Annotated in this window: 7 protein-coding genes; 4 read left to right on the top strand and 3 right to left on the bottom strand. The window is 62.0% G+C overall.

Going from position 1 to position 12548, the window contains the following annotated elements; all coding sequences use genetic code 11:
* Window positions 1-38 precede the first annotated feature (38 nt).
* A complete protein-coding gene (hemF, locus tag RCO24_RS03480; protein WP_308960007.1) occupies window positions 39-950 on the bottom strand; it encodes an oxygen-dependent coproporphyrinogen oxidase in 912 nt (303 codons plus the stop codon).
* A gap of 175 nt (window positions 951-1125) precedes the next feature.
* Between hemF and RCO24_RS03475 the strand changes: the two genes are divergently transcribed.
* Window positions 1126-2967, top strand: coding sequence for an ABC transporter ATP-binding protein (locus RCO24_RS03475; RefSeq protein ID WP_308960006.1), 1842 nt, complete (start codon window positions 1126-1128; stop codon window positions 2965-2967).
* A gap of 52 nt (window positions 2968-3019) precedes the next feature.
* Here the strand turns inward: RCO24_RS03475 and RCO24_RS03470 are convergent, their stop codons facing one another.
* Together RCO24_RS03470 and katG are read right to left on the bottom strand one after the other, a co-directional pair.
* Window positions 3020-5365 (bottom strand): TonB-dependent receptor, encoded by a 2346-nt coding sequence (locus tag RCO24_RS03470; RefSeq protein ID WP_308960005.1) that lies wholly within the window; start codon window positions 5363-5365, stop codon window positions 3020-3022.
* Window positions 5366-5649: 284 nt separating this feature from the next.
* Window positions 5650-7854 (bottom strand): catalase/peroxidase HPI, encoded by a 2205-nt coding sequence (gene katG, locus RCO24_RS03465; protein ID WP_308960004.1) that lies wholly within the window; start codon window positions 7852-7854, stop codon window positions 5650-5652.
* A gap of 527 nt (window positions 7855-8381) precedes the next feature.
* Between katG and RCO24_RS03460 the strand changes: the two genes are divergently transcribed.
* The 3 genes from RCO24_RS03460 (at window position 8382) to RCO24_RS03450 (ending at window position 12495) form a co-directional block, all read left to right on the top strand.
* The gene (locus tag RCO24_RS03460; protein ID WP_308960003.1) at window positions 8382-8924 is read left to right on the top strand and encodes a heme NO-binding domain-containing protein; all 543 of its coding nucleotides are present in this window, start codon (window positions 8382-8384) and stop codon (window positions 8922-8924) included.
* A 12-nt stretch (window positions 8925-8936) separates the two neighbouring features.
* The gene (locus tag RCO24_RS03455) at window positions 8937-10469 is read left to right on the top strand and encodes an EAL domain-containing protein (RefSeq protein WP_308960002.1); all 1533 of its coding nucleotides are present in this window, start codon (window positions 8937-8939) and stop codon (window positions 10467-10469) included.
* A 202-nt stretch (window positions 10470-10671) separates the two neighbouring features.
* Window positions 10672-12495 (top strand): PQQ-dependent dehydrogenase, methanol/ethanol family, encoded by a 1824-nt coding sequence (locus RCO24_RS03450; protein WP_308960001.1) that lies wholly within the window; start codon window positions 10672-10674, stop codon window positions 12493-12495.
* The last annotated feature ends 53 nt before the right edge of the window (window positions 12496-12548 follow it).

Below are 12548 nucleotides of genomic sequence, written 5' to 3'. Positions count from 1 at the left end.
GACACGTTTGGGAGCTGAGTGCGTGCGGGATCAGAACGTCACGGCCACTTCACCACCGGTGGCAAGGACGACAGGATGCTGTCCACGTTCCCGCCGGTCTTGAGCCCGAACACGGTGCCACGGTCGTAGAGCAGGTTGTACTCCACGTAGCGCCCGCGCCGGATCAGCTGCTCCTCGCGGTCTGCCTCCGTCCAAGGCATCGTGTAGTTGCCGCGCACCAGCATCGGATAGACGCGCTGGAACGCACGGCCTACGTCCTGCGTGAACGCGAGCGCAGCGTCCCAGCCGCCCTGCTCCTCGGTTGGTGTCAGGTAATCGTAGAAGATGCCGCCGATCCCGCGCGCTTCCTTGCGGTGCGGAAGATAGAAGTAGTCGTCGCACCATTTGCGAAGCTTCTGATAGTCGGCGATCGCCTCGTGCGCAGCGCACGCGCCATACATGGTGGCGTGGAACGCGAGGCTGTCGGCATCCTCCTCCTTGCGCCGCCGTTCGAGAACCGGCGTGAGATCCGCGCCGCCGCCGAACCACCACTTGCTGGTCACTACCATGCGCGTGTTCATGTGCACGGCCGGCACGTTCGGGTTCTGGGGATGGGCAATGAGCGAAATGCCCGAGGCCCAAAAGCGGGGGTCTTCCTCCGTCCCGGGGATCTGCTTGCGGAACTCGGGCGCGAATTCGCCGAACACCGTGGACGTGTGCACGCCGACCTTCTCGAAGACGCGCCCCTTCATCACGCTCATCTTGCCCCCGCCGCCCGGCGCCCCGGTATGGTCGGTGCGCTCCCAGGGCGTCTGGACGAAGCGGCCGGCCGGCTCCGTGCCCAGCTGGGCCGTTTCGGGAAGATCAGCCTCGAGTCTTTCGAAGCTCGCGCAGATCTCGTCCCGGAGCGTCTGGAACCACGCCTCGGCCGCGGATTTCCTCGTTTCGATGTCGGGAGCCGTGTCGGCCATGGTTGTCTTTTCCTTAAGCGTGGCCCATGTGAGGGGATACGGAGGGGGTGTCATCGTTTGGGCATGAATGCCGGTTAGCGCATACCCCGATCCAGGAGAAACGAGAAGGGGTTTGCGCCACGGAGAGCGGCTGCGGGCTCGCGACAAAATCGTTTGAATAGCTAGAAAGAGCCCGATGTTTCGTTGGTTTGAGACCCGAATAGACCCGTTCGCACCGGCGCCGGAAGGCCGTCCGCCCGCGAACGTCGCGGCGTTTTACTGGTACTACATCAAGCCGGTCTGGCGCCCGTTCGCCGTGCTGCTCGTGATCGGCTTCTTCGGATCGCTGATCGAGGTCTTGCTGATGGCCTTTGTCGGCAATCTCGTCGACATGATGCGCGCCGCCAGCACGCCGCAAGCCTTCTTTTCCGAAAACGCGACGACGCTGGTGGTCATGGCGCTCGTGGCGGTGGTGGCACGGCCTGCGGCGTCGACCATCCATGATTTCGTCAAGAACCAGATGATCACCCCGTCGGTGACGACGCGCATCCGCTGGCAGACGCACACGTATGTGCTGCGCCAATCGCTGGCCTTCTTCCAGAACGATTTTGCCGGCCGCATCTCGACCCGCATCATGCAGACCGGCGCGTCGCTGCGCGATTCCGTCGTGCAGGGCGTGGACGCCATCTGGTACATGGCCGTGCACGTCGTCGGCGCCCTCATCATATTCTGGGAGGCGGATGCGCGCCTCGTGCTGCCGCTTCTTGCCTGGATCGCGCTCTATGGCGTCGTCATCCGCATATTCGTGCCGCGCATCCAGAAGCTCTCGACGGAGGCCTCGGAGGCGCGTTCCTGGCTCACCGGGCGCGTCGTGGACAGCTTCACCAACATCCTGACGGTGAAGCTTTTCGCCCACGCCGAGCGCGAGGAAGCTTATGCCAGGGAAGCCATGCAGGCGCATCTCGAACGCCACCAGGCGTCGCTGCGCAACCTCACTGTCATGGAGTTCGTGCTCTATACGCTGAACGGCGCGTTGCTGGTGTCCATCGCCGGTCTCGCGCTTTGGCTTTGGAGCCACGACGCCGTCAGCATGGGCGCCATCACCGTCGCCATGACGCTTTCCATCCGCATCATCGCCATGTCGGGCTGGATCCTGTTTACGGTCGCCGGCATCTTCGAGAACATCGGCGTCGTGCACGAGGGCATGCAGACGATCTCGCGCGACTACGAGGTCGTCGACCGTCCCGATGCGCGCGCGCTCGTCGTCCCGAAGGGCGAGATCCGCTTCGATGACGTCCGCTTCCACTACGGCAAGGTGAAGAGCGTTCTGGAGAACATCTCGCTCACCATTGCGCCGGGCGAGAAGGTCGGCATCGTGGGCCGATCGGGTGCCGGTAAATCGACGCTCGTCAACCTTCTGCTCCGCTTCTACGACGTGGAGGCAGGCCGCATCCTGATCGACGGCCAGGACATCTCGGAGGTCAAGCAGGAGAGCCTGCGCGCCAACATCGGTCTCGTGACGCAGGACACCTCGCTCCTGCATCGCTCGGTGCTGGACAACATCCTCTACGGTCGTCCCGAGGCCGGCGAACCGCAGGCCATTGCTGCCGCCAAGCGCGCCCACGCGCACGAGTTCATCCAGGGACTCGAGGATATGAACGGACGCACCGGCTACGCAGCCCACGTCGGCGAGCGGGGCGTGAAGCTGTCGGGTGGTCAGCGCCAGCGCATCGCCATCGCACGCGTTCTCTTGAAGAACGCGCCGATCCTCGTGCTCGACGAAGCAACCAGCGCACTCGACAGTGAGGTCGAGGCGGCAATTCAGGAAAGCCTCGAGGAGTTGATGGCGGGCAAGACCGTGATCGCCATCGCCCATCGCCTTTCGACGATCGCAGCGATGGATCGTCTGGTCATCATGGACGAAGGCCGCATCGTCGAGCAGGGCAACCACGCCGAGCTTCTGCGCAAGGGCGGGCTCTACGCCAGCTTGTGGGCCCGCCAGTCCGGCGGCTTCATCTCGAAGGACGCCGCAGAATAGAAAATCCCGGCCTCGTGAGAGGCCGGGATTCGATTGTTTGCTTTCGTGGACCTCAGTACTCCGCCCTCAGCGTCAGGCCGAACTGGCGCTCGTCGCCAATCATGCCGTAGCCGGGCGAGAGCGGAGGACTGTCGTTCCTTTCCACGGCCGTGAGATATTTCTCGTCGAACAGGTTCTTGGCGAACACCGTGAGCGTGTAGTTCTCCCACTCCCAGCCTGCTCGCGCGTCGACAACCGTATAGCTATCTACGTACTGCGTTGGGCTGTTGTCGACATCTCCCGTGCTTTGGTAGCCGTCGATGTGGCGCACGTTCGCGCCTACGAACCAACCTTCAGCGGACTTGTACAGTGCACCTGCCGCGAATGTGTAGCCTGGCGCATCTGGATACTCGTTGCCAGAAAAGTCCTGGCCCGGTCCCCGCACGAAGTCGTCGAACTTAGTCTGAAGCAGGCCGAGAGAGGCGAACAGCTGCAGCGGCGGGATCGGACGCCAACGTGCCTCGAACTCTGCACCGTAGGCGTGCGACGAGCCCGCGTTCAGGATCTCACTCACGCGATAGACGTTGTCGAGCACCGTGACCTGCTGGTCCTTGTAGTCGTAGTAGAAGAAATTGGAGTTGAACTCGAGCGTCTTATTCAGCCAGTTAGAGCGATAAGACAGCTCATAGGCATTGAGATACTCGGGAGAAACGGTCGAGCTGCGGAACCCGCCAACCGGGGGAGGGAGCGCGATCCACTGCTGGAAACCCGTCCGGTAGCCCTTGTTGTACGATACGCCGATCGTCTGGTTGTCCGTAAGATCATACGAGATGCCGGCCTTCGGGAGAAACTCGTTAAACGTCGCGTTCGAATTGGTATTGGTAGTTGAGTAGACGTCTCCCAAGTAGGGAAATCCAAAATAGTCGTAGAGCCAGTTGAAGGCATTCATACCAACCCCGTTCTCGTTCGACTTGATCTCATCCCTCAACAACCGGCCACCGGCATTGAAGACCCAGCGATCCCACCGGTAGCGAAGGTCGGCATAGGCCGCAATGGTGGTGGTCTCCATCCCAGCCGTTCCGTTCTGATACGGTAAGGTGATATCCGGCAGCGATGCGCCCCCAAGAAGCGCGGCAACGTCAGGAATTCCCTCCAGGAACGGGATGTGGAGCGATGTATCGTTGAACGCGGAGCGCTCGAACTTGCCGTAGAAGAGGCCGAGCACGCCGGAAAGCCCGTTGCCCTGATTGTCGATCTCGAGCCGCAAGTCCTGCGTAAAATCCGACCCCGAGACATTGTCGCCGTTGCGGATGAGTTCGGCGCCCGCAGCCGTGTAGATCTCTGAAATGGTATCCGCGTACCCGGTCACGCTGCGAAGCGTGAGGCCCCGGCTCAATTCATAGGAGAGGTCGGCAGCGTAGTTCTCGACGGTCCCTTCCCGGAAGTCCGTGAACGAAGACGTGTAATTGAGTTCGCGATCAAGGAAATTGGGGCCGGAAACGATGCCGCTGCCCGGCGCATCGTGCGTGCGCGAGGCGGTGAATAGCGCGCTGAAGCCCGGCAGGCTGTCGGGCTCGATCAAGAGTTTTCCGCGCAGCGTATCGTAGGCGTCGATACCCATGTCCTTGTTCTCGGGATCAGCGTAGTCGATTCCCCGGTCACGTTCGGTTTTGTAGCCCGAGATGCGGAAAGCCGACTGCCCTGCGACGATCGGAGCGTTGAGGACAAACCCTGCGCCATAGAGATCATTGGTGCCAATCGTGCCCTCGACGACACCGCCCAGCTTGTACGTCGGATCGTTGGTCTTGACGATGACAGTGCCGCCGATCGCGTTGCGTCCCTGCAGCGTCGATTGCGGTCCACGCAGCACTTCTACCTGCTCAGTGTCCCATAGCCCGCGTGCACCGCGACGCACCGCATCCGGATTCTGCGTAACGCCATCCACGACGACGCCGATTGCCGGAACGCCTGAGATATGTTGCAGGCCTGTCAAGCCCTCCGCGTTTAAGCCACGTACTGCGAAGCCCGCATTTGGATCCTGCGTTGTGACGACGTTTGCGGCTTGACCAATCGCTTCGTCCAGATCGCGGATCTGACGCTCGGAGATGTCCTGGCCGGTGACGACGGCGACGCTGGTCTGAGTATCGCGGATTGTGCGAACAACTTTCTCGCCTTCCACGACCTGCTGCTCGAGGGCTGCGGGCTGGCTGCCTCCCTGAGGCGCGCTTCTGCGCAACTTCTCTTTCTTGATGTTGCGCTTGGCGGGCGCCTCGACGACGAGGCCCGGAAGCTCGGTGATCTCCTCTGTCGCAGCTGCGGGTGGCTGCGGCGTCGGCGACTCCTGCGCGATGGCGTGCTGCGTCCAGCCGGCGGCAACCGCCAGTGCCAGCGTTGAAATCGTCAATCGAATGGTGCTCACGTCTACCCCCGTAAACATTACTATAATTGTCAACTAATCCGAGGGCGCCGGAAATGTCGACACAAATAGTAATGTTATATGTTGCGGGGATGCAACGAACGGCTTGCAATCATTAGAGAAAAGGTAGGCACACGGAATGAGCTGCGGAAAGTGCGTACGGGGTCTTACGTATGCTGTGGTGGCTGTCCGCGCGTCGGGAAGCTGTCGGGTGCGCAAACGAAGGGCGGCGTTTCAATCAGATTGAAACGCCGCCCCAATTTTTCAGAACAGTCTCGTGCCGCCGATCAGGCGAGATCGAAGCGATCGGCGTTCGTCACCTTGGCCCAGGCCGCGACGAAGTCTGTCACGAACTTTTCTTTCGCGTCCGCGCCGGCGTACACCTCGGCCAGAGCGCGTAGCACCGAGTTCGAGCCGAACACGAGATCGACGCGCGTGCCGGTCCACTTGACATCACCCGTCTTGCGATCGCGTCCCTCGAACACGTCCTTGGCATCGGAAGCAGCCTTCCACTCCGTGCTCATGTCGAGGAGGTTCACGAAGAAGTCGTTGGTGAGCGCACCCGGCTTGTCGGTCAGGATGCCGTGCGTGGACCCGTCCGCGTTGATGTTGATCGCACGCAGTCCGCCGATCAGCACCGTCAGTTCCGGCGCGGTAAGCGTCAGAAGCTGCGCCTTGTCGATCAGCAGAGCCTCTGCGGGCACAGCGTATCGGGCCTTCTGGTAGTTGCGGAAGCCGTCTGCGACTGGCTCGAGGTACGAGAAGGACTCCACGTCGGTCTGCGCCTGCGAGGCGTCCGTGCGGCCCGGCGCGAACGGCACCGTCACGTTGTGACCGGCCGCCTTCGCCGCTTGCTCGACACCGGCATTGCCCGCGAGCACGATCACGTCGGCGAGCGAAACTTTCTTGCCGCCGCTCTGACCCTGGTTGAACTCGAACTGGATGCGCTCCAGCACCTTGAGCACCTTGCCGAGCTGCTCGGGCTGGTTGACGTCCCAATCCTTCTGCGGGGCGAGACGGACGCGAGCGCCGTTGGCGCCGCCCCGCTTGTCGCCACCGCGGAAGGTCGAGGCCGAGGCCCAGCCGGTGCCAACGAGTTCGGAGACGGTGAGGCCCGAAGCCAGCACCTTGGCCTTGAGAGCGGCGGCGTCTGCGTCGTCGATCAGCGGATGATCGACGGGCGGCACCGGATCCTGCCAGATCAGCTCTTCCTTCGGCACTTCCGGTCCCAGATAGCGCGAGCGCGGGCCGAGGTCGCGATGGGTCAGCTTGAACCAGGCGCGGGCAAACGCCTCGGCAAAGGCCTGCGGATTTTGCAGGAAGCGCCGAGAAATCTTTTCATACGCCGGGTCGAAACGCAGCGACAGATCGGTGGTCAGCATGGTCGGCTTGCGCTTCTTCGACGGGTCATGGGCGTCGGGGATGACAGCCTCGGCGTCCTTCGCGACCCACTGGTTGGCACCGGCCGGAGACTTCTCCAGCACCCATTCGAATTTGAACAGGTTCTCGAAGAACGAGTTGCTCCACTGCGCCGGGGTTTGCGTCCAGGTGACGTCGAGACCGCTGCCGATGGCGTCGGCGCCATGGCCGGTGCCGTAGCTGCTTGTCCAGCCGAAACCTTGCGCCTCGAGATCTGCCGCTTCGGGGTCCGCTCCCTTGTGGGATTCGGCTGCCGCGCCATGCGTCTTGCCGAAGGTGTGGCCGCCGGCGATGAGCGCGACGGTCTCTTCGTCATTCATCGCCATGCGCTTGAACGTCTCGCGGATGTCCTTTGCTGCCGCCAACGGATCGGGATTGCCGTCCGGACCCTCCGGGTTGACGTAGATCAGGCCCATCTGCACGGCCGCGAGCGGGTTTTCCAGATCGCGCTCGCCGGAATAACGGCTGTTCGGATTTTTGCTGGGGGCGAGCCAGGTCGTCTCCCGGCCCCAGTAGACGTCCTGATCAGGCTCCCAGACGTCCTCGCGGCCGCCCGCGAAGCCGAAGGTACGGAAGCCCATCGTCTCGAGCGCGACGTTGCCGGTGAGGATCATGAGATCCGCCCAGGAAATCTGCTGTCCGTACTTCTGCTTGATCGGCCACAGCAGGCGGCGCGACTTGTCGATGTTGACGTTGTCGGGCCAGCTGTTGAGCGGAGCGAAGCGCTGCTGGCCGCGGCCGCCGCCGCCACGGCCATCGCCCACGCGGTAGGTGCCGGCGCTGTGCCAGGACATGCGGATGAACTGCGGGCCGTAGTGGCCGAAATCGGCGGGCCACCAATCCTGCGACTCGGTCATCAGCTTGCGCAGATCGTTCTTCAGCGCCTCGTAGTCGAGCTTCTTGAATTCTTCACGGTAGTTGAAGGTCTGGCCGAGCGGATCGGATTTGGACGAATGCTGGGTGAGAAGGTCGACGCGCAACTGGTTTGGCCACCAGTCACGGTTCTGGGTGCCGCCGGTCCCATGCGCCACCGGGCACTTGGCTGGGCCTTTGTCGTCAGTCTTAGCGTCCATGTTTTTCTCCGATCGTGTTCGTAAGTCTGTTCGAGCTGTTCCGAGATCCGATTGGATCCTCGGCGTGAAATTCGTGAGCGTGGGAGCGCGGCGCGCTTGGCGCATAGGCCGACCCGGCGTCGCCGGGTTGGGTCTCATCCGCACCTTCGCGTTGTGGAGCTTCGGGATATCTGCGGCGCCGAGGAACTCACCGATCGCGGCTAGCTGGCCTGGATGCGAGTTGCGCCACGGGAGGCTGCGCACGGCGGACACTTTCTATCCGCGACCGGCGCGCCGTTCGAGTTTGTGAGCATCGTCTTGGGCATGGAGGACCACCTGTTTAGAGATGTTCCAGACAACTAACGGAGCCGAACGATAAGCGCAAATATATTCGACGGATGGACCCGATAGGAAAACCTTATCAAGCTTAGACCGAAGCGCGGATGGGAAAGCGTCAAAATAACGCAAAAAGCGCTTGGTATCCCGTCCTTTAACCGAAAACACATACCTCGTTGTCAGCCTGAGAACTGACGCAGCGGGGTGGTCAAATGAAGGGGATCGTGTTCACAGAGTTTCTTGACTATGTCGCTGCAACGTTAGGGCGCGACATGGTCGATGACATTCTCGACGACTGCAGTTTTCCTCATGGCGGGGCGTATACCGCCGTTGGCACCTACGACTACCAAGAGATGATTGGGCTGGTCGGAGCGCTCTCGAAGCGCGCCGGAATAAAGGTGCCCGATCTGCTGTGTGGTTTCGGCCGGCACCTGTGCGGACGCTTCGCGCATCTCTATCCGGAGTTCTTTCAGAACAAGACCTGCCTGTTCGATTTCCTGGAAAGCGTGAACGGACACATCCACGTCGAAGTCCATAAGCTTTATCCCGACGCTGAGCTTCCGGCCTTCGCCACTCACGCGCGCACGAACGACCACCTCGAACTCGACTACCGCAGTTGCAAGCCGCTGGCTTCGCTCGCCGAGGGATTGATCAAGGGCGCGTCCGACCTTTACCGCGAGCCCATCGCCGTCAGCCAAGAGCGCCGAGAGGACGCAGGCGACGCCTTCGTCAGATTCTCGATCACGCATGCGTAAGGCACATTTTTAATGGACGCCCCTTCCTCCAAGGATCTCCCGAACGATCTGATCCACCGCCTCGAGCGGCGCGCGGAGAGGGAACGCAACGCGCGCATTGCGGCTGAGAAGCTGCTCGAACAGAAATCCCGTGAGCTCTATCTCGCAAACCAGCAGCTGAAATCGCTTGCCGCCGGCCTTGAGGAGCGCGTCGAGGAACGCACACGCGAGCTGGTCGATGCCAGGGAGCAGGCGGTCAAGCTCGCGGAGCGAGATTACCTGACGGGCCTCGCCAACCGGACATGCTTCGTGCGCCTTCTGTGCGAGGCGATCGACAGATGGCACGATGGCAATAGCAAGTTCGCCTTGCTGCTGATCGACCTCGATCGCTTCAAGGAGATCAACGATACGGTTGGCCACGACGCGGGCGACGCCTTCCTTCAACACGCCGCGGCCCATATCAAGAAGTCTGTTCGCGGACACGACGTCGTCGCTCGTCTCGGCGGCGACGAATTTGCCGTGATCTGCAACTATGTCGAAAGCGCGCGCGACGTCGAATGCGTGGCAGAGCGCATCATGGGCGAATTCGAGAAGCCGCTGCACTATCGCAACCGCATTCTGTCGGCGTCTTGCTCGATCGGATTTGCCGTCTTTCCGGACGACGCAGGCAACGTCACCGATCTGCAGCGCTTCGCCGACATCGCGCTCTATCGTTCGAAAGCCGGCGGCCGCGCGGCATTCACCGCATTCAGCCCCACCATGAACGAGGAAGTCCGCCGGCGTCAGACGCTGGAGCACGCGTTGCGAACGGCCGTGCGAGATGGCTCCATCGAGCCTTGGTACCAGCCGATCATGGAAGTTTTGACTGGCGCGCCGGTCGCCGCCGAGGTGCTTGCGCGATGGCGGTTGCCGGACGGCTCGGTGCTGCAGCCTGCGTCCTTCATGAACGTCCTCGAAGAATGTGGCCTGATGCGCGATCTCTTTCGCGGGATCCTGCGGACGAGTTGCACGACGGCGTGTCCTTGGATCGAACAGGGTCGGATCGAGTATTTGTCGGTCAACGTATCGCCGTCGCAGTTCAAGATCGGCTCGCTGGTCCAGGATGTGGAAAGCATCCTCGCGGAAACCGGATTTCCATACCGGGCGCTACAGCTCGAGATCACAGAGGACGCGCTGCTGTCCGATCTCAAGACCATCGGCACGCTTCTGGAAGATCTCACCACGCGCGGAGTACGCATCGCGCTCGACGATTTCGGCAGTGGATATTCGAGCATCGGCTATCTGAGGCATCTGCCGATCCACGCGATCAAGCTCGACCGCTCGCTCACCTGTGATGTCGTGAGCGACAGCCGGGCCCGCGCCATCGTGAGCGCGATCAACGAGATTGCGAAGGCTCTCGGCGTCGGGCTTCTGGCCGAAGGCGTCGAGACGGAAGCGCAGGCCTTGATGCTCGGCCGCGCGGGATGCTCCTATCTGCAAGGCTTTTTGTTCGGCCGCCCTGCTGCTGCGGCGGAATTCGAAAGGCGGATTTCGGTTTCTTCGGCGCGCGCCGCCCAATGGGGCTGATCTAAAGTCGAATGCGCCACGCCTTGAAGGCGTCCAGCCGCCTCGAGAAGAACGCCCGCAGCATCGTAGTCGCGGGCGTCTCTGTTTGAGGGAGGCCAGTCGGAGCGCGGCAACTTGCCGAACAGAACATCGCCGGAAACCGATGCAGGATGCCGCGTCGCGTGGCGCGTGTTCGCGCTTCTGGCTGAAAGAGGAACGCCGAATGCACGTCGGATCTCTCGCAAGCGTGCTCGCACTCGCGGTGGCGTTTTTTGCGCCGCCGGCTTCGGCCAACGAAACGGTTGCTGAGCAGACGCGCAATTCGGCCAACTGGGCGATGCAGCAGGGAGACTACACCGCGCAAAGGTTTTCAAAACTCGACGAGATCAACACGTCGAACGTCAAGCATCTCAAGGTGGCGTGGCAGTTCTCGACCGGCGTCCTGCGCGGTCATGAGGGATCGCCTCTCGTCGTCGGAAGTGTGATGTATCTTCACACGCCGTTCCCCAACAACGTGTTCGCGCTCGACCTCGACAATGAGCAGCACATCCTTTGGAAGTACACGCCGAAGCAGGATCCGTTCGTGCTCTCGGTGATGTGCTGCGACACTGTCAATCGCGGCCTTCAATACGCGAATAACACGATCTTCCTGTATCAGAACGATGCGTCGCTGGTGGCCCTGGATGCGCAAACGGGCAAGGAGAGGTGGAAGGTCTCGAACGGCAATCCGAAGATCGCCGAGACCGGAACCGGCGCACCGATCGTCGTCAAGGACAAGGTGATCGTGGGGGTCTCGGGTGCCGATCACGGGGTTCGCTGCCACGTGACCGCCTACAGCATTGTGGATGGCAAACGGCTTTGGCGCGCCTATTCGACAGGCCCCGACGCTGACATCCTGGTCGATCCGCAGAAAACATTGTCGCTCGGAAAACCCGTCGGCAAGGACAGCTCGCTCAAGACCTGGACCGGTGATCAATGGAAGATCGGCGGGGGCTCGACCTGGGGCTGGTTTTCGTACGATCCCGCGCTCGATCTCGTCTACTACGGAACCGGAAACCCCTCGACTTGGAACCCGTCGCAGCGAGCCGGTCCCGACGGCAAGCCGATCGATCAGAAGTGGTCGATGACCATCTTCGCGCGCAGTCCCGATACCGGCATCGCGGCTTGGGCCTATCAGATGACGCCGTTCGACGAGTGGGACTATGACGGCGTCAACGAGATGATCCTGGTCGACGACATGGCGATCGGCGGCGCCAAGCGGAACGTGCTCGTGCACTTTGACCGCAATGGCTTCGCCTACACGCTCGATCGCGCAACGGGTGAGCCGTTGGTCGCGAAGCCCTACGACAACGATCTCAACTGGTCGACAGGCGTGGTCCTGGACAAGCAGGCGCCGGATTACGGCCGCCCAAAGGTCGTCGCCGGGAAATCGACGTTCCTGAATGGGCCCGACGAGATCACCAAGTACATCTGCCCGGGAGCGCTCGGCTTCAAGAACGAACAGCCCGCGTCCTACTCGCCCTTGACCGGCCATTTCTACATCCCGGCCAACAGCGTCTGCATGGACATGGAGCCGTTCAAGGTCACCTACACGCCGGGGCAGCCATACGTGGGCGCCACGCTGCAGCTCTTTCCGCCCGAGGGCAAATCGAGCACTGGCCGTTTCACGATCTACGACGCCGCCTCCGGCAGCATTGTCAAAACCATCGAGGAGCCGTTCTCGGTCTGGTCTGGGATGCTGACGACCGCCGGCGGTCTCGCCTGTTACGGCTCGCTCGAAGGCTATTTCAAATGCCGCGATCAGGCGGATGGCACGGAGCTGTTCAAGCATCGCTTGCCGTCCGGCTCGATCGGCAACGTCTTCACCTATGCCCACAACGGCAAGCAGTACATCGGGCTGTTTTCCGGCATCGGCGGTTGGGCAGGCATCGGTCTCGCTGCTGGCCTCGACAAGCCCAACGATGGCGCGGGAGCCGTCGGCAACTATGCGGGCCTCAAGTCCTATACCGACCTCGGCGGCACGCTGACCGTCTACACGCTGCCCTGATCAGACAAGAAACAGAGGCGCAAACGAGAAAGGGCGCGGGGATTGTTCCCGCG

Origin of the sequence: Hyphomicrobium sp. LHD-15 (assembly GCF_031157355.1) — a bacterium.
Classification (GTDB): Bacteria; Pseudomonadota; Alphaproteobacteria; order Rhizobiales; family Hyphomicrobiaceae; genus Hyphomicrobium_C.
Note: the sequence above shows the minus strand (reverse complement) of the source record. Positions and strands in the feature narration are given on the sequence as shown.

Coding starts and splice junctions, on each gene's coding strand:
- hemF (WP_308960007.1), bottom strand. CDS start 950: ATGGCCGACACGGCTCCCGACATCGAAACGAGGAAATCCGCGGCCGAG.
- RCO24_RS03475 (WP_308960006.1), top strand. CDS start 1,126: ATGTTTCGTTGGTTTGAGACCCGAATAGACCCGTTCGCACCGGCGCCG.
- katG (WP_308960004.1), bottom strand. CDS start 7,854: ATGGACGCTAAGACTGACGACAAAGGCCCAGCCAAGTGCCCGGTGGCG.
- RCO24_RS03460 (WP_308960003.1), top strand. CDS start 8,382: ATGAAGGGGATCGTGTTCACAGAGTTTCTTGACTATGTCGCTGCAACG.
- RCO24_RS03455 (WP_308960002.1), top strand. CDS start 8,937: ATGGACGCCCCTTCCTCCAAGGATCTCCCGAACGATCTGATCCACCGC.
- RCO24_RS03450 (WP_308960001.1), top strand. CDS start 10,672: ATGCACGTCGGATCTCTCGCAAGCGTGCTCGCACTCGCGGTGGCGTTT.